This is a genomic window from Vibrio sp. YQ_11, assembly GCF_043103065.1.
GTDB lineage: Bacteria > Pseudomonadota > Gammaproteobacteria > Enterobacterales > Vibrionaceae > Vibrio > Vibrio parahaemolyticus.
The window spans coordinates 32,498-55,455 of record NZ_JBICJM010000036.1 but is presented as its reverse complement, the minus strand read 5'-3'; the positions used below and the strand labels follow the sequence as shown (position 1 = coordinate 55,455).

The window sequence follows — 22,958 nt, the reverse complement described above, 5'->3', positions numbered from 1 at the left end:
TTGTTTCATTCGGTTTTAACCGCGGTAGTAGCGTTGCGGTACAAACGGCATTTTTTCAACCGTCATTGGTAACATTTTGCCACGCACTTCTGCGAACAGCTCCGTACCAATCGCAGCAAGATCGGCGCGCACATAACCCATTGATACTGGCTTACCTGCGTTTGGACCGGCTGTACCGCTGGTTACGATACCAATTTTCGCACCATCAGCATCAAACAGCTCAACACCTTCACGAACTGGCGCTTTTGTTTGACCAACAAGGCCAACACGCTTACGTGCAACATCTTTGGTTTCAATCTGCTTTAGAATGATGTCAGCACCAGGGAAACCACCTTCACGTTCACCGCCAACACGGCGCACTTTTTGGATACCCCAAAGCAAGCTCGCTTCAACTGGTGTTGTAGTCGTGTCTAGGTCATGTCCGTATAGACACAAACCACACTCTAAACGAAGTGAATCACGCGCACCAAGGCCAATCCATTCTACTTCTTCTTCCGCAGTCAGTTTGCGTGCTAATTCTTCTGCCTTGTCAGCAGGAACCGAGATCTCGTAACCATCTTCGCCAGTGTAGCCACTACGAGAAACAATGCATTCGGCGCCTAAAATATCGACTTTACGAATATCCATGAACAGCATGTCTGTCACTTCTGGAGCAAAACGTGCTAACACCGTTGCCGCTTGAGGGCCTTGAATAGCAAGCAGAGCGCGATCTTCAATGACTTCTAGTTCAACACCCGATGGCAGATGCGCTTTTAGGTGAGCGATATCTTGTTCTTTACACGCTGCGTTCACAACCACAAAAAGATGATCGCCCAAGTTTGCAACCATTAGGTCATCCATAATGCCGCCTTCTTCATTAGTGAAGAACGCATAACGCTGTTTGCCAGACTCAAGATCCACAATATCAACAGGAACTAATGTTTCTAGAAATGCTGCCGCGCCTTCACCAATTAAGCGAAGCTGACCCATATGAGATACATCAAACAAACCTGCTGCATCACGAGTGTGTAAGTGTTCCTTCTTTACGCCTAGAGGGTATTGAACCGGCATATCGTAACCCGCGAACGGGACCATTTTTGCGCCAACTTCAACATGAAGTGCGTGCAGTGGTGTTTTCAGAAGTTCTTGAGTCATTTTCGTCTCCATTTAGATAGACCCGAGAATGCTATCGGCATTCGATGTGTTTCCAATAATAAACATGGCTCATTCTATTTTGCACGAACAAGACAGCGATCGGCTTTCAAAAGTGTGACTCTTAACATTTTAATCACAACAAAACGTATAAAAAAGGCGCTTCATTGACCGATATATCATCAACAGAGCGCCATCATAACGTATTTACACTTGTTAGCAATCGTTTGCTTTCACTATAGGAAATTTACAACTATTTATCACTACTTGGCGGTAACCCACAAAATTTGAGCATCTTCCTCACTTACGCTGGTCAACATGTGTCCCATGTTCGCGTCGTAATAGACACTGTCACCTTCGCTCAAAACCACCGGCTCGTAAAACTCAGAATAGAACATAACCTCCCCTGATAAGATGAGCAAAAACTCCTCGCCATCATGACGAACCCAATCTTTGTATTCGTCGAAACTGCGAGCACGGATCTGGCTCTTAAACGGCATCATTTTCTTATTGGAAAGTTGTGTCGCGAGCAGTTCATGCTCATAGGTTTGAGTCGGGTGTGGTTTTCCTTCACTTTTCTTAGTGATATCTCTACGCCCTGTTGCCACTTTTTTTCTTGGAGGTTCAAATAGTTGCGGCATGTCAATCTGCAATCCAAGCGCCAATTTTTGCATGGCTTGGAACGTAGGAGAAATCTGTTCGTTTTCAATCTTACTTAGCGTAGAACGCGCAAGGCCAGTACGCTGACTCGCCTCTTCTAACGTAATGCCCAACTTAGAACGGATATCCTTAATGCGCTGACCAAGCTTTAACGGCTCGATATTTTGATCATTTTGTTCTTTCGCCAACGTCATCGACGGGTATTCATCGTAAATACTTTCTGCCATAAATCCCTCTATAAATATCCTTATTTCTCTCCTACTAGCATTGTGCATGAACCCTATAGTGGATAAAAGTGCACCACGTTAATTAAAGCGTGCTCTTGTTAACAAAACCAGAAATCTTGTTTCTTATAGGAAATTTTTGGTTGATTGTTCCCGCCTCAAGCGCTATGTTACCAACTTGTTAGATGTAGAGATGCAAATTTCCGTAAGAGATTGAAGAAGAAAAAGCGCAATCCGACGGAGTTTTCGCCCGCTTTTTAGGGCTGGATGTTCACTCTGTTCTGCTACGCAGTTCAGCTGTTTTGAGGACAAATGAACCACATCGCAAGTCAATCAATCTTCTGCGGGTTCATTTTCAGATTTGGAAGGTCAACTACCATGAATAAGAGTTACCCTAACCACAGCTTGGAAAACTTTTTCTCTACCAACCTCTCTGCGACAGATGACGCTGTCTTTGCCGGAATTCAGGCGGAATTCACTCGCCAAAACGAACAAATCGAACTTATCGCTTCTGAGAACATTGTGTCTAAAGCGGTAATGCAAGCTCAAGGCACATGCCTAACCAACAAATACGCTGAAGGTTATCCAGGTCGCCGTTACTATGGTGGTTGTGAGCACGTAGATACAGTGGAAGCCATTGCTATCGAACGTGCGAAAAAACTTTTTAATTGCGAATACGCAAACGTTCAACCTCACTCAGGCGCGCAAGCAAACGGCGCGGTGAAACTGGCACTTCTTCAACCTGGCGACACCATTCTTGGCATGTCTTTGGATGCAGGTGGCCACCTAACACACGGCGCACGCCCTGCACTATCTGGCAAGTGGTTTAATGCGGTTCAGTACGGCGTTGATCGTGAAACACTAGAAATCAACTACGACGATGTTCGCGCTCTGGCGCTAGAACACAAACCAAAGATGATCATCGCAGGCGGTAGCGCGATTCCACGTACTATCGATTTCGCAAAGTTCCGTGAAATCGCCGACGAAGTGAACGCAATCCTAATGGTCGATATGGCGCACATCGCAGGCCTTATCGCAACAGGCGCACACCCTAGCCCATTGCCACACGCACACGTTGTGACCACGACAACGCACAAAACACTGCGTGGTCCACGCGGGGGCATGATTCTGACTAACCACGAAGACATCATTAAGAAGATCAATTCGGCGGTATTCCCAGGCCTACAAGGCGGTCCATTAATGCACGTTATCGCCGCTAAAGCGGTCGCATTTGGTGAAGCACTTGGCCCTGAATTTAAAACTTATATTGATTCGGTGATCAATAACGCAAAAGTCCTAGCGGAAGTATTGCAAACTCGCGGTTGCGACATCGTAACTGGTGGTACAGACACGCACTTAATGCTGGTTGACCTTCGTCCTAAAGGCTTGAAAGGCAACAAAGCAGAAGAAGCTCTAGAGCGTGCTGGGATCACATGTAACAAAAATGGCATCCCATTCGATACAGAGAAGCCTATGATTACATCGGGCATCCGTTTAGGAACGCCTGCGGGTACAAGCCGCGGCTTTGGCGCTGAAGAATTCAAACTCATCGGTAATTGGATTGGTGACGTACTGGACGGTTTGGTGAACAACCCAGAAGGTGACGCAATCGTTGAGAAACGCGTTCGCAAAGAAGTAAAAGAGCTTTGCAGTCGCTTCCCTCTTTACCAGTAAACGACTTTTTAAATCAGAATAATTCCTGATAAGTTATTTGGAGATTAAGCAATGGACAAAACACTGAAGTTTACAGATAGCCACGAGTGGGTACGTGACAACGGTGACGGCACAGTGACAATCGGTATTTCTGAGCATGCGCAAGAAATGTTGGGTGACGTAGTATTCGTTGACCTACCAGACGTGGAAGACGAAGTAGAAGCTGGCGAAAGCTTCTCTTTGGTTGAGTCTGTAAAAGCGGCTTCAGACATCTACTCACCAGTAACCGGTGAAGTAGTTGAAATCAACGAAGAGCTAGAAGACAGCCCAGAGCTAATCAACGAAGAACCATACGAAGGTGGTTGGATCGTGAAAGTGAAACTTTCGGACCCATCTGAGTTGGATGACTTAAAAGATGCGGAAGAATACCTAAGCTCTATCGAAGAAGAGTAATTAGGATGTGACGAAAGCTGTTCCCTAGCCTGTTTAGAGAGCAGCTTTTTTTCTAGGTTCGGACGTATAATTAAATGAGTCAATTAAGACCATTTCCGATACCCGAGCCAAGGAGTAGGTAAAGGACAATGACTGAATTACTTCAAAGCCTCAGCACACAAAACGAGTTCGTTGGACGCCACAACGGACCAAAACTTTCTGACCAACAAAAAATGTTGGAAGCGATCAACGCAGTTAGCCTAGACGCACTGATCAGCGAAACCGTACCAGCAAACATCCGCCTTGAGCAGCCAATGACGTTGGCAGAAGCGAAAAGCGAAGCGGACATGTTGGCTACGATGAAACAATTCGCAAAACAAAACCAAGTCAAACGTACATTCATCGGTCAGGGTTACTACAACACGTTCACGCCAAATGTCATTCTGCGTAACGTACTAGAAAACCCAGGCTGGTACACCGCGTACACACCATACCAACCAGAAATTTCTCAAGGCCGTCTGGAATCACTACTGAACTTCCAACAAATGGTTATCGACCTAACCGGTATGGAAATCGCTAACGCGTCTTTGCTTGATGAAGCAACCGCAGCGGCAGAAGCGATGACACTTTGTAAGCGTGCAGGTAAGAGCAAGAGCAACGTATTCTTTGTGGCTGACGATGTGCACCCACAAACCATCGAAGTGGTAAAAACGCGTGCTAAATTCATCGGTTTTGAAGTGCTAGTTGGTTCTTTAGAATCTCTACCAGAGCAAGACGTATTCGGCGCGCTGGTTCAATACCCAAGCACAACGGGTGAAGTTCGTGACCTAACGGACATCATCGCGAAAGCACAAGCAAACAAAACCCTTGTCACTGTTGCGACTGACCTACTTGCTTCTACCCTATTGAAGCCTGCTGGAGAAATGGGCGCAGACGTCGCAATCGGTTCAGCTCAGCGTTTCGGCGTACCAATGGGTTACGGCGGTCCACACGCGGCATTTATGGCAACTCGTGACAAACATAAACGTACAATGCCAGGCCGTGTTATCGGTGTTTCTATCGATGCGAAAGGCAACCAAGCACTTCGTATGGCAATGCAAACTCGCGAGCAGCACATCCGCCGTGAAAAAGCGACATCAAACATCTGTACCGCTCAAGCGTTACTAGCAAACATGGCATCTTTCTACGCGGTTTACCACGGTGCAGAAGGTCTACGCACCATTGCTCGTCGCACGCACCACATGACTGCCATCCTTGCTGCTGGCTTAACAAAAGGCGGCTTTGAACTTGCTCATAACAGCTTCTTCGACACCATCACCATCAACACTGGTGAGAAAACGCAAGATCTGTACACAAAAGCACTCGCAGCAGACATCAACCTACGCGCCCTACCTGGCAAACTAGGCATTAGCTTAGACGAAACAACAACCGTTGCAGACGTCGAAGCTTTGTTTGCTGTCTTTGGCGTAAAAGAAGACGTTACCACACTATCTACGGAAATCGCTGGTAACGAGTTTGCCGCCATTCCAGAAGCGCTACGTCGCACTTCAGAATACCTAACACACCCAGTGTTCAACACTTACCACAGCGAAACGCAGATGATGCGTTACCTAAAACAGCTTGAAAACAAAGACTTCTCGCTAACGCACGGCATGATCCCACTAGGCAGCTGTACGATGAAGCTAAACGCAGCGGCAGAAATGATCCCAATCACTTGGCCTGAGTTTGGTTCTATCCACCCATTTGCACCAGCAGAACAAGCAGCGGGCTATGCAGCGCTAGCGAAAGATCTAAAAGAGAAGCTTTGTGAAATCACAGGCTACGACGCATTCTCACTACAGCCAAACTCTGGCGCATCGGGTGAGTATGCAGGTCTTATTGCGATTCAACGCTACCACGAAAGCCGTGGCGAAGGTCACCGAAACGTATGTTTGATCCCAAGTTCTGCGCACGGTACTAACCCTGCAACCGCATCTATGGTGTCAATGAAAGTTGTGGTTGTTAAGTGTGATGACGAAGGCAACATCGACATCGACGATCTAGCAGCGAAAATCGAGAAGCACAAAGACAACCTATCAAGCATCATGATCACTTACCCTTCTACGCACGGCGTTTATGAAGAGAAAGTGAAAGAAGTGTGTGAAATGGTTCATGCAGCAGGCGGTCAAGTATACCTAGACGGCGCGAACATGAACGCACAGGTAGGTCTAACATCCCCTGGCTTTATCGGTTCAGACGTTTCTCACCTAAACCTACACAAAACCTTCTGTATCCCTCACGGTGGCGGCGGTCCAGGTATGGGGCCTATCGGCGTTAAATCCCACCTAGCACCTTTCCTACCAGGTCACATCGAGAACGGTGTAGAAGGCGAAGACTTCGCAGTATCAGCTGCAGATTTTGGTAGCGCATCTATCCTACCTATCTCTTGGGCTTACATCGCAATGATGGGTGAAGCAGGCTTATCAAACGCAACGAAGGTCGCGATTCTAAACGCTAACTATGTGATGGAACGTCTACGCCCTCACTACCCTGTTCTTTATCGTGGTAAAAATGGCCGCGTAGCGCACGAATGTATTATCGACATCCGTCCACTGAAAGAAGAAACAGGCATTAGCGAAGAAGATATCGCGAAGCGCCTAATGGACTACGGTTTCCACGCGCCAACCATGTCGTTCCCAGTTGCTGGCACGCTAATGGTTGAACCAACGGAATCTGAAGACCTAGCAGAGCTAAACCGCTTCTGTGATGCGATGATTTCTATTCGTGAAGAAATGACGAAAGTGAAAAACGGTGAATGGCCACTAGAGAACAACCCTCTCGTTAATGCGCCACACACGCAAGTTGACCTTTCTGCTGAAGAATGGGATCGCCCATACTCACGCGAACTTGGCTGCTTCCCTTCTAAAGCAACCAAATCTTGGAAATACTGGCCAACAGTAAACCGCGTAGATAACGTTTACGGCGACCGTAACCTAATCTGCTCGTGCCCAAGCATCGATAACTACGAAGACTAATTTTTGTAGAATCTAAATAGACAAAGGCGAACCGTTTGGTTCGCCTTTTTGTTTTTAACTCACTTCTGGACATAAATGTGTCAGTGGCTTCGTTAAATTAGTAAGTTATGGATAACTGCGTGTATCGAAAGTCGCTTCGCTTAGTGTCTCGTATTGATGACTCCATCAAATTTAGAAAGTCCATTAACGGGCTTGCCTCTTGGCAGTGGTGAACTGTTCCTGTTTACCATCAAAAAGGTATGACTATTGACGAAAAACAAAGTAAAAGCGACTATTTAGCCGTATAGTTCGCGCAAACTTTTTATGGAGAGCTTACGGCAGCATAGCTCAGCTCACCCACCTAGAAGTAACACCATCCAACATAGAGATAATATCTAGAAATGAGAACGCCATTGTTCAGAGGGGCGTATGTTCCAAAGCGCTGAAGAGTTAAAAAACGGTATAATGAGAGAGCCTGAAATTAAAGATAATGCATTATGGACTTGCATTGAATTTGGGGTTACCTATGACCAATACGAAAAATATTCACAAAATGAGATTCAAGTCCACGAAGAAGATTATAGAGAGTTATGTAATCAGTTATCAACCAAGCCAGATCTATCTTTGTCGGAGAAGCGAAAGTTGCGGCAAGAGATTGAACTCCAAGCCACCGCTGCTAGGAAGAAAATAGAACTGGATTATCTAATGAAGCAGCGGCGGGAGGCTGAAGCTTTAGAAGAAAAGATACGCACAATTTCCCCTTCGTTCAATCGCTTTGATTACACAATACTCGCCCATGATTATAAGCGTGGAAATAAGGTAGACAATGCTTATAAACGGCTTTACACCTTAACTGCCCTCAATGCGTTTGATTGTCGCTGTGCGAACTGTTACGACCGCCACAATGGGTTTGAATTAGACCACTTTATTTTTAGTAAGAATGATGGTGGTAACTTTGTTATGCGGAGCAAAGATGGATATCTAGTAAATAATGCAGTAGTCCTCTGTGTAACGTGTAATAGATCTAAACAAGATAAAGTATTTACAGAATTTTTCAGCCAAGAGGCTGTTTTTCGAATCATGGATGTGAATAAATCCCTTACCGAAATCATCCACAAAGAAAAGAAAATGCACAGCTACTGCCAAGAGTAATTATGTGTATGACTGTTACGTTATCGCTGCGAACTTCCGATATCGTACAGCCAGAACGAAAAAGCCGCTAAAAAATAGGTAGTCATTTATCCTATGGTAAATGGGGGCTAAAACGCCCCCCTCAGAACTGTTTAGCGCATTTCTCAATGTAACCTGCGTTTACGCAGTTAAAGCCCCCCTTTTATGCACTTAGAATTCGATATTCATTCTATTCCGTTATGTTCTTTGCTACGTATCAACTCTGTTAAGAAAGTCTTCTTATTGACCATTACAGGCAGCATATGAACTTCTAGCGTTAGCAAATGTTGGTCAAAATAATCGTGCCTGTTTAGTGAAGTGCAACTACTCTAAGCAGGAATGGGGCACTTCTGAGTTACGAAGTGCCAACTGTGAAAGTTCTGGACAAAAGCTTGCTTAAAGCAACAAAACCATTTTGAATGAGTCTTTCATCTGAATGGTTACTGGCACATCACTTGTAGTAAGCGCTTGTTATCATGAATAATTTAGCACTTTGTTACAACAGTTTTAAACTCGTAAGGATAAAAATTGAAAATAAAGGTATCTTTAATTAAGTAAGTCTGTATAGTGGCCCTTGCTCTGACACAGAGTTGTTTCAAGATAAAATATAAAGAAAGTTTTTCAGCGTCATCCCTAGCAAGTTTCTCTCTGTAATCTCCTTAATTCTATATCCTAAAAATAATACTTATGTTCAGTGCACCTTAATTTTGATTTTAATTTTATAAGGGGCATAATATGTCTAATCAAGCAATTGGTACAGTAAAGTGGTTTAACGAAACTAAAGGTTTCGGTTTTATTTCTCAAGAAAATGGCGATGATTTATTTGTTCATTTCCGAAGCATTTTAGGCGATGGTTTTAAGAAGCTTGTTGAAGGTGATAAGGTTTCTTTTACTGTAGGCAAAGGGCCAAAAGGTCTTCAAGCTGAAAATGTAACGACTATTTAGTCTTACAGTTGAATTTTAACTACCTTGTCATATGTGTGGCAAGGTAGTTGCTCTGACAAAGAGTTGTTTCAAGATAAAATATAAAGAAAGTTTTCCAGTGTCCTCCCTAGCAAGTTTCTCTCTGTAATCTCCCTTAATTCTCTATCTTAAAAATAATACCTATGTTCAGTGCACCTTAATTTTAAATTTATAAGGGGCATAATATGTCTAATCAAAATGTTAATAATGAGAATAGAATTAATAAAAATAAAGCTATTCAAAATACTGAAACTTCAATCAATGAGAAAGTAAACATGAATAGCCTTCTTCAAAGGATTGCCAATGGTCAAACTGGTGTTGTTTTGGAGGAATTACTTTGAGAAATAATGGTAGAAAGAAAATTTGGTTTAAGTTGAAAAAGTGCGAATCAAACACTAATAAATTTTTATCAACTTGAAGATACAGTTTATAAAGGGTTGCCAGATAGCAACCTTTTTTCGTTCTATGCTACAGCCAAGTTTTTTAACTAGAATTTAGCGTTATTGTCATCAGAAAGATGAGCATAAGGGTCATGCACCTCTGCTTCTAGCAAGCTTTGGGGCAAAAACGAATTAGCCAGCGTAGTGGTTCTTCCTAGCGATTCTTTTTTAAAACTATGTAGCCAAGCTCAAAAAAGGCGAACCCATTGGCTCGCCTCTTCTGTTAATAGAGATTTGTTAGCTCGCTTTTGATCCGGCGTGCTGCTCTACCATAAACGTGATGACTTCTTCATTTAAGCAAGATTTGCTGATGTATTGGCGTTGTTTACCAAGATGAAGGATAAAACCTAGATCTGTTTGTTCGAGTTGGTCGATTTCACTCCAAGCGAGGCTGCGATCGATTTTACCGCTTTTATAGCGCACGCCATCTGCATTCACTTCAAACACCACTTTGTTGCCACGGCTTGAACTGATGGTTTGACGCCATAGCCACCAGGTTCTTTTGAAGTAAACGCTACACGCTTCAATCACACTCAATACGATAAAGAACCAACCGACATAACCGTTAGGTAGCAGTTCAAACTCCAATAAAACCACACCAAAAATTAGAAAGAGTAATCCTTTCAAATACGCTTGCGGGAACTTAACTGGCTGGCTAGTTTGATCATAACACTCAGCAAAAAATGGCTTGTCGAGTGTGTATTCTGTAGTGAATTCGAAATCTTTAGACATGTATGGTTACTTTAAGGCTTCTGTAAATGAGTATTCTTGGTTGCACTCTTGCAACGCGTGCATTGTAGCGCTTCTCTGGCTTTATCTTTAGCCCTTTTGATGCTGATTTGTAAATCAATGATAACGAAACATTAGAAGACCTAGGTGCACTTGCCAAGATCAGACAAGGCGAACCATCTGGCTCGCCTTGTGAATTAATGACCTATGTAACTTCTTGAGGATTTTACTTTAGAGGGTCGTTGTCTGGCAACGCACTGTGTATCCATACTGCCAGTCGGTGTTTGATGCTTGCGCCATCTAGCTTGCTTTCCGGTAGTGGCGTGATCTGTTTGGCATCGACCAAGAATAGGTAAATCGCTTTTACTCTTAGAGGCTGTGGTGACTGTGGGAGATCAAAGCCTTGTAGCTTCGCCATCTTCCCTCCAATCTCTAGTGCCTTTTTAACCAGTTTGTCTTCATTGTGAAGCTTGGAGCTTTTTGACATTGATAAATCCTCTTCTTCGCTTCAATTAAGAATACATGAAGTGTCACGTATGGCGTGTTAGTAAGCTCGCATATTGATAAGTTTATGCCTTATCACCGAGTAACTGGTTGAAAAACGACCTTAATTCTTCGTCACCAAGGTTGAGCAGGTAGTCACCGACATACCATTCAACGATGGATTGATGTGGATGTGCCGTGACTTGCGGATTACCAAACCAAATGCCCTTTTCTGTAGCAAAAGTATGTTGGAGTTCTTTCAACTTTTCACAGCTGAAAGGCAAGAGAAGGTGCAACATGTTTGCTTGCGGTTGGGTTGGTCTTACCGCCAAAGGTGGGAACTCATCGATGATCTTGTAGATTTGTTTTGTTCGCTCAAACAGAGCCCGCAGCTGCGCCAACCTTTCATCGAACGCCATTGCTGCAGACACTACATAAGGTGTTCTATTAATGATTTATTTAGAACAGAGATCATGCTCACCGTAAACGAGCCACTTTGGCAAATATGCGGTTTCTGGAATTGTCCAGCCATACTTATCGTATGCCAATGCAGCAAGACCAATCAGTTTCAAAGAAACATTCCCTTTTGGCGAATAACGAACATCTTCATTCATGTAGAACTGGTAGTGCGCCTCTAACGCATCCCTCAGTGCTTCTTGATAATGCGCCTCATCGCCATCGATAATGGCAACAAACACATTCACAAATGGAATAAACAAAGAGTGTACATATGGCACTCTGGTTGATTCTAAGTATTGCGGAAAAGATTTCTCCATCACAGTTTGCAATAACTCAGGTAACGCTGATGAATTGCTAAATACACCGCTAACGAACTCGACTAGCGCAACATCGAATGGATCTTTTAAACGCACTAACGACTCATCCATGATGGTCATCAGCTCTACGCAGCGCCAATCTCTCGCGGCCATCGCTAAACAGATTTCATCCAACCAAGCATCCATCGTTCCCCCTGCAACAGAACGGTTACCTACTTCCGAAAAGTGTCGGTGCCCAACGGAGAATTCAACTACTTGGTCTGAATGATTGGCCAGCAAGTACACGTTATTCAGTAACTCAAGCGCCCTTTTTATATAAGCTGGCGAGGCCTGATGTTGTCCGAATTCGGAAGCAGTGAAGAATGCCTGAAGCGAATCCCAAGCATCGCCTTTCATTCTTTTAAGAGGTTGCTTATAAAAAGATTGTTTTTCATCAAGCATTCTTTCCCAGAAGCTGTAGAAATCTTCATCTTCTTCACGAAAAATACGCAATTTTCTTTCTTCAGGTATATCTAAATAGTGATTTTTCATTGGTTCCATCGTTCCCTAGCCTCGCATTATAAGTTGTTCTAATTTTTTGCCGTGATGATAATCATCCTCAAAATCAAGCAGTGAATGATGCCGAAGTTGTTTTATGAAATCAATTTATAATCAGCACCTTATATCGAAAAGCAATACTTAGTTGAAATGAACCGAAAAGCCGCCTTTACGCTATTAAATCAATCGATTGCATAGCAGTAAATATCTCAAAGAACATATAAAGCATGAGCCAACCGCAATTACTTAACTTCTAGTCGGATGCTTGTATTAGTGAGTTTTGCTATCAACCCGCCTATCCTCTCGCGCATATCGTGCCTTTGCACAATCATATCTAAAGCACCATGCTCAAGCAGAAACTCACTTTGTTGAAAGCCATCCGGTAGCTTTTCTCGCACGGTTTGTTCAATCACACGACGCCCTGCAAACCCGATTCTGGCTGCTGGCTCACCAATATTGATGTCCCCCAGCATTGCCAAGCTTGCCGAGACGCCGCCAAAGGTTTGATCGGTCAATACCGAGATATAAGGCAAGCGCGCATTGGATAAACGCTCCAACGCAGCGCTGGTTTTGGCCATTTGCATTAAAGCCATCAGCGACTCTTGCATACGTGCGCCACCACACGCAGAAAAGCAAACTAACCCGCAATTTTCCTCTATCGCCGTATTCACAGCATCAACAAAACGAGCACCCACAACCGACCCCATCGAGCCAGCCATGAAAGAGAACTCGAACGCGCAAGCCACGATGGGTAAGCCCAACAACTCGCCTTTCATTACGACCAACGCATCTTTTTCGCCAGTACTTTTTTGAGAGAGAGCAAGACGCTCTTTGTAGCGTTTCTTGTCCTTAAAATTGAGCAGATCTTTCGGCTCATATTTGCTAGCAAGCTCTATACGCTCACCTTTGTCCAAGAAGCCGTCTAAACGATGTCGCGCAGACATTCGCAAATGGTGTTGACACTTGGGGCAAACTTCCAAGTTTTCCTTGAGCGCGATGCGATACAGCACTTGGTCACAAGACGGACACTTAGTCCATATGCCTTCCGGAATCGCCGCTTTACGCGTATTAATGATGTTCTTTTTATCTAATAGTTTTTCTAACCAACTCATTGGAAAACCTTTATGCCCAAACAACGGTAACTCGCATTGTATAAACCTGTTTTAAGTAATAAAGTGCAACTTATTGGCTTTATAGTTCAACAAAATGGGATTAATGGAGATGCTTGAGAAAATTGATCAGCAATGGCTAAAAAGCTTCCATTGTGTCTACGAGAACAACAGCTTTAAAAGAGCCGCCGAGTTTTTATCTCTGCCGACATCAAATGTCAGTCGCCACATTGCGTTACTTGAAGAACAGCTTGATGTGCGTTTGTTCGACAGAACGACTCGACGAATCTGCGCAACAGACGCTGGAGAGCACCTCTATTTACGTACACAGCCTTTGTTAGACAAACTGAATGATGCGCTTGAAGAAGTGACGCAACACTCTCGTGAGGTCATGGGGCAACTCAACGTTGTCATGCCAGATTCACCAGAACTAGCTAAAGCCGTCGTCTCTTTTTGTGCTCAGTACCCTGCTATTTCATTGAATTGCGAGACGAACCTCAGCCCTAAAGAGGACTTACTCGATGGGTTTGACGTTATCTTGAGTTTTCACCGCGGCAAGCTTGAAGACAGCAATTGGATTGCAAAAGAGATCAAGCGTTGGCCGAGTGTTGTGGTCGCGTCACCTCAGCTACTGCAAACACGTCAGAGACCTTTCAAAATTACCGACTTGAAGCACGTTCCTTGTATCAGCAGCTTTACTGCATTGAAAGGAACACCTTGGGTTTTCAAAAACTCAGAAGGAGAACTGATAACTCAACGAGTACAATCTGCATTTAAGGTCAACAGTGGGCAACTTGCTAAAGCCGGCGCGTTAGCAGGATTCGGCTTTGCGATTCTACCTGTCGAGTTTTGCCATGAAGAAATCGAATCAGGAGATCTGGAAGTGATCGAACTGGAATATGAACCCGAAGATTTGGTGCTGTATGCCTTTTACGCTTCCAGAAAACACTTAGCCAAGAAGATCCCGGCGTTTATCGAGCACTTAAAACGCCAAGCGAATAACGAAACAAGCGGGTAAAGCCATAGACTTGCCTATTACTGCCCATACATTGTGAACCAGAAAGGCTGACTTTGTAGAATCCAAATAGACAAAGGAGCACCGTTGAATTCGCCTTTCTTTTTCTGTCGCTTTCAATAATACTCTTGCGCAATATTACTCAGCTGGAAAACTTCATGCCTCAAGCAAACTCTGTGGTCGTACTCGACTTTGAAACCACTGGTCTCTCTCCTACTTTAGGTGACCGTGCAATAGAAATTGGTGCGGTAAAGTTAGTCGATGGCGAGGTTGTCGATAGTTTTCAGCAACTCATGAATCCCGGTTTCAGAGTGAGCTCCTTCATTGAGAACTACACCGGCATTACCAATAACATCTTGCGAACGGCACCAAGCTGCGAAGAGGTAATGACATCATTTAGTGAGTTCATTGCTGGCGAGAACCTTATCGCTCATAACGCTTCATTCGATAAACGATTTTTAGATGCAGAGCTTGAGCGAATCAACTGTGGTTATTCAGGTGAGTTTGCTTGCTCCTTACTGGTGGCAAGACGGCTCATTCAAGATGCTCCGTCACACAAGCTAGGTGAACTTGTTCGCTATAAAAATATCGACAACGACGGCGTTTTTCACCGCGCACTAGCCGATGCACAAATGACGGCCAAGCTTTGGCTCTTAATGGTAGAAGGATTAGAAAACTCAGGTATCGTTAAGCCAAGTTTTCAGTTGATGCAAACGGTTAGTAAAACAGCAAAAGGAAAAGTCGACCAGCTACTCGCCAAAAGCCGAGCTTAACGCCCTCCCAACTAAAATCTGGTTCTAGTCTCTTAGGCATTTAAGCAATTTTCGATAGACATAAGATATTGAGCATCTCAGTGAACTTCCTACTCCGAAAACGGTAGTTCACTGGTCTCCCCTACCAAACTGGCTTACTATGCCAGTTACCTAAAACGCTTTGTGAGTCACTCATGAGCCGAAAAAATAACAAAAATCTCAGCATTCTTCTTAAACTCAACACCTTTATTGCGCCTTATAAATGGCGGGTTGCAGCGGCCTTAGTTGCACTTGTCGCGACGGCAAGTTTAACGTTATCCGTTGGTTATGGAGTACGTATTCTTATCGACCAGGGGTTTGCACAGCAGTCATTGCAAGAGCTTACCAATGCGATTCAATTTATTGTTGGTGTCACACTATGTATTGCCATTGGGACTTTCTTTCGCTTCTACCTTGTATCTTCGGTGGGTGAGCGCGTCAGTGCGGATATTCGCATTGCGGTGTTTAACCATGTGATTACGTTGCATCCGAGCTATTTTGAGACCAACAGTAGCGGCGATATTATGTCGCGCCTGACTACCGATACCACGTTGCTGCAAAGCATTATTGGTTCATCGTTCTCGATGGCGATGCGTAGCGCTTTGATGTGCTTTGGGGCCATCATAATGTTGTTTGCCACCAACGTTAAGCTCACGCTGATTGTGCTTGCTTCTGTGCCTTTGGTTTTGGTTCCGATTTTGTTTTATGGACGACGCGTGCGTGCGCTCTCTCGCCAAAGTCAGGACTCAATGGCCGATGTCGGCAGCTACGCTGGGGAAGCAATAGAACATATTAAAACCGTGCAAAGTTTTAGCTCAGAGCCGTACGAACGAGCGGCTTTCGCTGTCGAGGTGGAAAAAGCGTATGAAGTGGGCAGACAGAGAGTCAAACAGCGCGCGATCCTGATATCTGGCGTTATTGTGATTGTGTTCAGCGCAATTGCAGGCATGCTTTGGGTTGGCGGCAGCGATGTGATTCACGGAAAGATGTCTGCGGGTGACCTAGCAGCGTTTGTGTTTTATGCCATTATGGTTGCCTCATCGACTGCAACCATTTCCGAAGTCATGGGCGAATTGCAAAGGGCCGCAGGTGCTACCGAGCGACTGATTGAGATCCTTCAAGTAGAAAGCGATATTAAAGCACCAAGCAACCATTTGCTTGTCCGTTCAGACATGTCTGCTGAAGTTCGCTTTAAGTCGGTGAATTTCAACTACCCTTCTCGCCCAAATCAACCTGCTATCAAAGGATTAAACCTAACCGCTGAACAAGGCAAAGTCTTGGCGTTGGTTGGCCCTTCTGGTGCAGGTAAAACAACGCTATTCGAACTGCTGCAACGCTTTTATGACCCACAACAGGGGCAAGTGTTGTTTGGTGGCGAAGACATTCGACAGTTCGATCCAAACGAGCTTCGACGCCAAATGGCACTCGTACCTCAACAACCAGCGCTGTTTAGCCATGATGTGTTTCACAATATTCGTTACGGCAATCCAGAAGCAACGGATGAACAAGTCATCGAAGCCGCCAAAAAAGCCCATGCCCATGAGTTTATTGAGAAGCTTCCCGAAGGCTATCACAGCTTTTTAGGCGAGCGCGGCGTTAGGCTATCAGGCGGTCAAAAGCAGCGCATTGCGATTGCTCGCGCGATTCTAAAAGATCCAAAAATCTTACTGCTGGATGAAGCCACCAGCGCCCTTGATAGTGAAAGTGAGCACCACGTTCAGCAAGCACTTGAAGCACTGATGAAAGGACGCACAACGCTGATCATTGCTCATCGCCTTTCTACTATCCAACATGCGGATAAAATTGCGGTGCTGGACAATGGCGAGTTAGTCGATGTTGGTAACCACCAATCATTAATGCAAAGCTGTGAGCTGTATCAGCGACTTGTGGCGTTGCAATTTAAACACTTAGAGTAGCGCCTAGTTAAGCCCTCAAAACAAGCAAAGGCGAACCAAACGGTTTGCCTTTTTCTGTTCATTCACTTCCGTAAACTTTGTGCAATCCAAACATCCTTTCGCTCATCTAAAAAACCTCACTCCATTATTTCACTACTCCACCACTCCACTTATAAGGCGAACGACTTCACTCGTAACTAATCTGTTTTCAAAATAGGAAATCACCACTGTAAAAGTTCACCGCGTTTTGTCTTGCTGACTATGGTTACAATATTTGTGAAATCAATGCCTTTAAACCAAATTACAAGTAAGTGGCACCGATATGAACAGCGAAGCGAAACAACTTTTTGATCATTTATGTCAGCAATACGACGCGCTCTCTCAAGATCTAGAGTCTCGCGCGTTTCCTGAGTTTTCCGAGACCATCACTCATCCGCTTGGACACTGCTTTGTCCGTTGCCCTGTAGGCAGTCAGCGCTTTTCCATTGTCGCAGTCAACTTTGCGCCCTCCGTTCGCGGGCAAGGTGTGCTTACTGCATTTATCGATTACATTAAAAGCCATCCATATCATTACCAAGGGGTTGAAGTCGTTATCATTGAAAACAAGAGCTTAGCAAAACGACTGTTGTCTCTTGGATGGAAGTACAAATCTCTGTTTAGCAAGATCTTCTTTGCTAATAAGCCGACGCTGGTGAAGGACTTTCAATCGGCTTGATAGTCACTGAGTCACTCCCCATGTAACCCAAGTAAACGCTCAGTCAAAGTCCGTAAGCATATTGAGAAAAGTTTGGCGGTCTTCCGCTGTACTACCTCGATGAGCAGTGTATTCGACGTGTTCATCCGCGCTGGCTTTTGGGGATAGATTGATGCCCCACAGCGCATTAATTTGGTTTGGCACGATGGAGTAACGCACATCAACAATTCGCATTTCGTCATCCGGGTCTTGCACTACAAAACCATTTGAAAACCAACGGAAACGTTCAATATCTTTCGCTTGCTGCGATTGCGGGTCGAGCCATGGAAATTGTGTTTTTACATTGAGCTTTGGTGTGGATTCGCCAGGATAGATTTTTATTGAGCGCCCCACTCTTACCGCATCCACATAATAGTTATCTTCCGTTTCATAAATCACTTTCCAGACCAAAAGATTGCCGAAGGTTGGTTTTGCTTTTAGCTGCATAGCACTGTGCTGTCGCTCTTGGACGATTTTCCACCCGGCCGCTTCTGCTCTATCTCGTTGAATAACCCCAAGTGTCAGATAAGCCAGAGACCATAGAAATGCGACACGCGCATAATTTCGATTTCGCTTCAGTGCGGCAAACAAAAGCAGGATCAAAATAGGAAGTGAGAAAGCGGGGTCGATAACCGAGATCGTATTCCAGGCATAGCGTGTGTTGCTTATCGGCCAAAAAAGCTGAGTCCCATAGCTGGTGCAAGCATCTAACAGCGCATGGGTGCTATAACCAAGGGCACAATAAAACCAACTCTGTTGAAAGTTTAGCTCTCGTCTTTTTGCAAACAATGGATACAGCACTAAAGCACAGAGGAAACTGCCAAAAGGGATAAACAACAATGAATGGGTAAAGTGTCGGTGATATTCCAAAAACAGCAATGGGTCACTTGATGAACGGATAAGTACGTCCAAATCCGGAGCCATCCCTGAGGCCACACCTAATACGCCAGCAGCTACAATATGCCGCTTGTTACTTGCAGATTGCGGCAAAGCAGCGCCCAGTAAACCTTGCGTTAACGGGTCCATTATTTGCGCCCACCACGATAACGTAGGCGAGAGAGAAGGCATATGCGCTTCAAAATCGGTTCAAATTTAAAAACCAGAACGTTCTCCGACATAAATTATCCGTATTTAAGTGGATTGGAAATCACGGCTTAATGATGCATTAAAGTGTTCGAAAACAAATGCTTTGATTTTAGTGTAAGAAGGAATCGCCCTATTCGCTAGTGAGAAGCGAGGATCGAGGTGTACGTCAGAAGTCCAAAACGGCGGATTTTACAGACGTAAAATAAAACAAGGCGAACCAGATAGCTCGCCTTGTTTACTGAACGATTAACGACTAAAAACCTTAGTCTTGAGGGTTTTCTTTCGCGTTGATTTCAGCGTAAGTATGCAGAAGCTCTGTCAGAGTTTTCACCCAAGCAAAAACATCCGAAGGGGTATTTTCGAGTAGTTTTTCTACTAGTTCACAGTGTGTTTCTAGCGTGATTGCCTCTTCCAAATGGAATGAAATCGCATAGAAATGCCAAAGCACCAGTCGCGTCATTCGCTCGCTATTTTGCTTTGCATTGTCTGAGTCATCAAACGCTTGTTGAATTTCACTCAGTGCGATTGCTGTCATGCGTAGCATTGCATCAAGACGTGCAGACAACATACGGTCTTCGCTATCCACTTCTTCTTGATCAAAAGTAAACAGCTCATTCATCACGTCTTCTGGCACCATTTTACTGATCATGCGAGCACTAAACTCTTCCAGTTCATGGCGAGGCATGGTTACAAGACAATCGAAGGTGTAATCACGAAGCATAAAATCACTCTAGGTTGGAAATCAATTTCAGCCACGCATTCTAAATACTGAAATCTCAATTGCCAGTGTTTATTTCTCTTGGGCTATCGAAAAACTACAGAACACCGTTGATCGCGATACCAACACCAATGCGCTGCTGATTATGGTCGTAGTCAATTAAGCTCTTGCCGTATCCAGTCGAGTATTGAGCATATCCCCTAACTTTTCCCCAAATTGGAAACAACAAACCTATCTCAGCATAGCCTTTATGCGTTTTAAAATTCTCGCGCCCCAAGAACGTCAACTCGTAATCGTCCCATTTGTAGGCGCTTGTTAGCTCAAAATGCCCCATGTAATCTTCGATATCTGGGTTATCATCGCCTTTAGGATCATTCGGAAAGGTTTTTTCGTCCTCAGGTATGCGCCACCAAGGTTGGATAGAGGCGACAAAATTGTCTTTCGCAAAGGTTAAGTTGGTATAAACGCGGTTCCAACTGCGCGATAGCTCTTGTCTTTGGCCATTTGATTCATGCTCAATACCGAAACCCAGCCAAGTTGAACCACCAAGCGGCTGCCAACTTGTAGGAGTGAAGTAAAACAGCTCAGGACGATAATTGGTTTCGCGAAACGGACGCGACGCATCCCCCGTGTATACCTGCCAGAACGATTTGAGCGTCATACCAAAAAACAGGCCATCGCCGTCAAACAACAAATCGTCGTAGTTCATTGGTACTTTAAAGCTGATTTGAAACTCTGCCTCTTCCTTACGCAGTTCATCGCCGTATTTGGTGTCGGCATACGCACGTTTGTTTACGCGATCACTATAAGTAAACGGCAGAATGTAGTTAATTCGATGTGCAACCAAGCTAAAAGGCTCGAACGCGGTTTGCTTTTCTGATTCCAAACGTTTGTCGATCAAGCTTTCTTGCGGTTCTTCTGATTCTTTCGTTGTTGATTCGACAGACGCAGTGCTCGTGACGGTATCTAACTCACACTGCTTGCGAATGCTCTCGATCGTTTCTTCGCCATTGCTTTTTTTCATTGTTTCTAGCAAACATAAATCGTATGCGCTTGCGGTCTCTCCCATCACCACCGGAGCTACTAATAAACTCAGTATAGATATCCCTGTCGCTTTTGAAGCCATCTGAAATCCTCAATAATCTTGATGTCAAACCAGACAATTCTAATTTTTATCGGTAAATCACTTGCCATAAAGGAGTTAAGTTAATGTTAAATGTTGGCCGACTTTACGTCTTGGATTGATACGACAGATTTAAAAGATATCTGCTCACTATGAACAGAGCGCCAAAAAACAACCAAGAGTTGAGCATCATAAATCCAAACCGAAAACAGCACGTTTTTATGATGCTCATGCTCACTACATAACATACTGACTCACACCTTTGATAGCGAATGCGGTAATGAATAAGCCCAATCCATAAGCCAAATGCGCCAATGTGCTAAGAAAACGAGCTTTCCAAGGTGTTGGGGTTTTACTGGCAGCAAAACCAAATCCTAAACAAGGCTGAATGACCAAAAATGGGAACACCAACGTTACCGCACCTGTAATTAAGCCAGGTGTTAGGCTAGGCTCTACCAACCAATGATGACCAAAAACAGCAATGTGAGCCAAAGCGAAAACAACGCCAATGGCATAGTGCAAAAACCAACCGAGTGCTTTTTCTCCCGGCATCGGGTCTGTTGACATAATTGGTGCATGCACAAGCTTCCCTCTTGGCATGTACAAAACCCAGCGCGCAACCAATGCATAATTTAATGAGGGAATACCAAACGCTCTCCTTTGTAACCAAGCCCATAAATCCATTATCAAAGTCGCACCAATCCCTATTAGCGCCGCTTGTAATCCTATTAAAAACAGCATTTTTCTCTCCTCAAGTTTTTGATTTGTTAAGGTCTTAGTTGCATGCTACAACTTAAAGCCAACTTGAAGTCAATGAGGAATAGTATGGATATTGCAGAAGTGGTTAAAAAATCAGGATTGCCGACCTCAACACTCAGATACTACGAACAATTGGGGTTAATTCGCTCAATAGGAAGGAATGGATTGAGGCGTCAATATTCGCCAGAGGTACTCAATAAACTCAACTTAATTAGTTTAGGGCGTATCGCTGGAATATCACTTAACGAAATGGCGGAAATGTTGAATCACTCAGAAGGTTCAAAACCATACATTGATCGTGACTTACTGGCGAAAAAGGCGCTTGAGATTGATGAGCAAATAACACGTTTGAAAGCGGTGCGAGACAGCCTAAACCATGTTGCCTCCTGCCCTCATGAGTCACATATGGTCTGTTCTTCATTTCAGAGGCTTATGAAGGTCGTAAAGCGTTATGTCCCCCAAAAAACGAGATAAACCACTCAACTTATTCTTGATTTAAAAGGAAGCAACTCGCGATTGTGAGTTACTTCCTCTCATATTACTTAGCTTGCGCTTTTACGTACTTCTTCACTTTTTTCATCGCCATTTTTTGCTTTAACGGTGAAAGGTAATCAATGAACAAGTTACCAGATAGGTGATCGATTTCGTGCTGCATCACAATCGCTAAGAACTCATCGCTCTCGATTGTAATCGGGTTGCCATCACGGTCCAATGCAGACACAACAACTGATGTGTAACGCTCTACATCGGCGTAGTATTCGGGAACAGATAGGCACCCTTCTTGACCAAGCGCTTTGTTTTCTCCGCTCACCACTTCTGGGTTGACCAAGACTAAAGGATCATTGCGTTCGTCAGAGATATCGATGACAACAACCGCCTCTTTTCTGCCCACTTGGGTTGAAGCTAAACCGATGCCATTGCCCGTTGCGTAAAGTGTTTCTAGCATATCGTCGATCAACGTTTTTACTGTCGATACATCAGTGACTTTTTCTGCTTTTACTTTAAGTCTTGGGTCTGGAATGGAGAGAATTTCGAGGACTGCCATACTTACCTTTCGTTATCTGTAAATCCTAATTTCCGGCGAATTATACACACGTTTGGGCTGACATAAACATGTTGAGTTTTCGTGGGAAGACCGTTTCGTCTAAAACATTCGATTTTGCTTGAGACCAAAGAGGCACAAAGGAAGAGAAAACAATAACGCCAGAACCATTTGGCTCTGGCGTTATTGTTTTTATCGAAAACTCGATTACTGCTGTAGCTTCGCTTTGGCTTCTACTACTTTGGAGAAGTCTAGGCCTAGCTCTTCCACTGCTTCTTTAATCAGTACAGGGTTTTGCATTACCTGCGCCATTAACGCTTGAAGCTGATCTTGTGGCAGACCTAGTTGGCTGATAGTTGCCATTGCAGCCAGAGGGTTTTGAGTTAACGCCTGAAATAGCTCGTTGATTTGCTCGTCGCTAATATTGTTTTCTTTCAACATCGCAAGAATCGGGTTCATCAAATTACCTTTAAATACTATGTAAAACAGACTCGCA

Annotated in this window: 23 protein-coding genes and 1 pseudogene; 11 read left to right on the top strand and 13 right to left on the bottom strand. The window is 44.2% G+C overall.

The window, feature by feature from the left end:
- Positions 1–15: 15 nt before the first annotated feature.
- Complete coding sequence (gene gcvT / locus ACF8EG_RS14750) at positions 16–1,134, bottom strand: glycine cleavage system aminomethyltransferase GcvT (protein WP_025523335.1); 1,119 nt, start codon at positions 1,132–1,134, stop codon at positions 16–18.
- Between the two features lie 260 nt (positions 1,135–1,394).
- Entirely contained in the window at positions 1,395–2,018 is a 624-nt protein-coding gene (locus tag ACF8EG_RS14745; RefSeq protein ID WP_005454180.1) for a helix-turn-helix domain-containing protein, read from the bottom strand.
- Between the two features lie 375 nt (positions 2,019–2,393).
- Here ACF8EG_RS14745 and ACF8EG_RS14740 point away from each other — a divergent pair, with 375 nt between their 5' ends.
- The 6 genes from ACF8EG_RS14740 (at position 2,394) to ACF8EG_RS14715 (ending at position 9,567) form a co-directional block, all read left to right on the top strand.
- Positions 2,394–3,689 carry a serine hydroxymethyltransferase gene (locus tag ACF8EG_RS14740; protein WP_005478453.1) on the top strand — a complete coding sequence of 432 codons (1,296 nt, stop codon included), beginning with the start codon at positions 2,394–2,396 and terminating at the stop codon, positions 3,687–3,689.
- A gap of 51 nt (positions 3,690–3,740) precedes the next feature.
- Complete coding sequence (gene gcvH, locus ACF8EG_RS14735) at positions 3,741–4,121, top strand: glycine cleavage system protein GcvH (protein ID WP_005454126.1); 381 nt, start codon at positions 3,741–3,743, stop codon at positions 4,119–4,121.
- 128 nt (positions 4,122–4,249) lie between these two features.
- Positions 4,250–7,114: an aminomethyl-transferring glycine dehydrogenase gene (gcvP, locus tag ACF8EG_RS14730; RefSeq protein ID WP_069507093.1), complete on the top strand. Its 2,865-nt coding sequence runs from the start codon at positions 4,250–4,252 to the stop codon at positions 7,112–7,114.
- A 408-nt stretch (positions 7,115–7,522) separates the two neighbouring features.
- Complete coding sequence (locus ACF8EG_RS14725) at positions 7,523–8,245, top strand: HNH endonuclease signature motif containing protein (RefSeq protein ID WP_069507092.1); 723 nt, start codon at positions 7,523–7,525, stop codon at positions 8,243–8,245.
- A gap of 753 nt (positions 8,246–8,998) precedes the next feature.
- A complete protein-coding gene (locus tag ACF8EG_RS14720; protein WP_031850706.1) occupies positions 8,999–9,208 on the top strand; it encodes a cold-shock protein in 210 nt (69 codons plus the stop codon).
- A gap of 203 nt (positions 9,209–9,411) precedes the next feature.
- Positions 9,412–9,567 (top strand): hypothetical protein, encoded by a 156-nt coding sequence (locus tag ACF8EG_RS14715; RefSeq protein ID WP_162836296.1) that lies wholly within the window; start codon positions 9,412–9,414, stop codon positions 9,565–9,567.
- Between the two features lie 336 nt (positions 9,568–9,903).
- Here the strand turns inward: ACF8EG_RS14715 and ACF8EG_RS14710 are convergent, their stop codons facing one another.
- From ACF8EG_RS14710 to accD, 5 genes and pseudogenes are all read right to left on the bottom strand, one after another.
- Positions 9,904–10,398, bottom strand: coding sequence for a YcxB family protein (locus tag ACF8EG_RS14710; RefSeq protein ID WP_069507090.1), 495 nt, complete (start codon positions 10,396–10,398; stop codon positions 9,904–9,906).
- A 223-nt stretch (positions 10,399–10,621) separates the two neighbouring features.
- Positions 10,622–10,882: a DUF5062 family protein gene (locus ACF8EG_RS14705; RefSeq protein ID WP_005376453.1), complete on the bottom strand. Its 261-nt coding sequence runs from the start codon at positions 10,880–10,882 to the stop codon at positions 10,622–10,624.
- 82 nt (positions 10,883–10,964) lie between these two features.
- Positions 10,965–11,333: pseudogene (locus ACF8EG_RS14700) on the bottom strand (threonine aldolase); the annotation flags it as partial.
- On the bottom strand, positions 11,334–12,194 hold the full coding sequence (locus ACF8EG_RS14695; RefSeq protein ID WP_069507088.1) for an immunity 49 family protein: 861 nt from the start codon (positions 12,192–12,194) through the stop codon (positions 11,334–11,336). It abuts the pseudogene before it with no gap.
- A 239-nt stretch (positions 12,195–12,433) separates the two neighbouring features.
- The gene (accD, locus tag ACF8EG_RS14690) at positions 12,434–13,303 is read right to left on the bottom strand and encodes an acetyl-CoA carboxylase, carboxyltransferase subunit beta (RefSeq protein WP_069507084.1); all 870 of its coding nucleotides are present in this window, start codon (positions 13,301–13,303) and stop codon (positions 12,434–12,436) included.
- A 109-nt stretch (positions 13,304–13,412) separates the two neighbouring features.
- Between accD and ACF8EG_RS14685 the strand changes: the two genes are divergently transcribed.
- The 4 genes from ACF8EG_RS14685 (at position 13,413) to ACF8EG_RS14670 (ending at position 17,716) form a co-directional block, all read left to right on the top strand.
- Complete coding sequence (locus ACF8EG_RS14685) at positions 13,413–14,318, top strand: LysR family transcriptional regulator (protein WP_069507082.1); 906 nt, start codon at positions 13,413–13,415, stop codon at positions 14,316–14,318.
- Positions 14,319–14,473: 155 nt separating this feature from the next.
- Entirely contained in the window at positions 14,474–15,088 is a 615-nt protein-coding gene (locus tag ACF8EG_RS14680) for a PolC-type DNA polymerase III (RefSeq protein WP_069507080.1), read from the top strand.
- A gap of 173 nt (positions 15,089–15,261) precedes the next feature.
- The gene (locus ACF8EG_RS14675; protein ID WP_069507078.1) at positions 15,262–17,022 is read left to right on the top strand and encodes an ABC transporter ATP-binding protein/permease; all 1,761 of its coding nucleotides are present in this window, start codon (positions 15,262–15,264) and stop codon (positions 17,020–17,022) included.
- Positions 17,023–17,323: 301 nt separating this feature from the next.
- A complete protein-coding gene (locus tag ACF8EG_RS14670) occupies positions 17,324–17,716 on the top strand; it encodes a hypothetical protein (protein ID WP_069507076.1) in 393 nt (130 codons plus the stop codon).
- A gap of 39 nt (positions 17,717–17,755) precedes the next feature.
- On the opposite strand, the gene ACF8EG_RS14665 is transcribed toward ACF8EG_RS14670, so the two are convergent.
- The 4 genes from ACF8EG_RS14665 to ACF8EG_RS14650 all read right to left on the bottom strand — a co-directional run bounded on the left by ACF8EG_RS14665 (position 17,756) and on the right by ACF8EG_RS14650 (position 21,402).
- Positions 17,756–18,760 (bottom strand): metal-dependent hydrolase, encoded by a 1,005-nt coding sequence (locus tag ACF8EG_RS14665; RefSeq protein WP_069507075.1) that lies wholly within the window; start codon positions 18,758–18,760, stop codon positions 17,756–17,758.
- 322 nt (positions 18,761–19,082) lie between these two features.
- Positions 19,083–19,541 carry a hypothetical protein gene (locus ACF8EG_RS14660; protein ID WP_005454292.1) on the bottom strand — a complete coding sequence of 153 codons (459 nt, stop codon included), beginning with the start codon at positions 19,539–19,541 and terminating at the stop codon, positions 19,083–19,085.
- 94 nt (positions 19,542–19,635) lie between these two features.
- The gene (locus ACF8EG_RS14655; protein WP_025500713.1) at positions 19,636–20,664 is read right to left on the bottom strand and encodes a phospholipase A; all 1,029 of its coding nucleotides are present in this window, start codon (positions 20,662–20,664) and stop codon (positions 19,636–19,638) included.
- A 234-nt stretch (positions 20,665–20,898) separates the two neighbouring features.
- Complete coding sequence (locus ACF8EG_RS14650; protein WP_017447616.1) at positions 20,899–21,402, bottom strand: DUF2938 domain-containing protein; 504 nt, start codon at positions 21,400–21,402, stop codon at positions 20,899–20,901.
- An 84-nt stretch (positions 21,403–21,486) separates the two neighbouring features.
- Between ACF8EG_RS14650 and ACF8EG_RS14645 the strand changes: the two genes are divergently transcribed.
- Positions 21,487–21,894, top strand: coding sequence for a helix-turn-helix domain-containing protein (locus ACF8EG_RS14645; protein WP_069507074.1), 408 nt, complete (start codon positions 21,487–21,489; stop codon positions 21,892–21,894).
- A 64-nt stretch (positions 21,895–21,958) separates the two neighbouring features.
- On the opposite strand, the gene def is transcribed toward ACF8EG_RS14645, so the two are convergent.
- Both def and ACF8EG_RS14635 read right to left on the bottom strand, forming a co-directional pair.
- Complete coding sequence (gene def, locus ACF8EG_RS14640) at positions 21,959–22,465, bottom strand: peptide deformylase (protein WP_069507073.1); 507 nt, start codon at positions 22,463–22,465, stop codon at positions 21,959–21,961.
- Between the two features lie 204 nt (positions 22,466–22,669).
- Positions 22,670–22,921, bottom strand: a complete 252-nt coding sequence (locus ACF8EG_RS14635) for a DUF2999 family protein (RefSeq protein ID WP_005395194.1) — start codon at positions 22,919–22,921, stop codon at positions 22,670–22,672.
- Between the last annotated feature and the right edge of the window lie 37 nt (positions 22,922–22,958).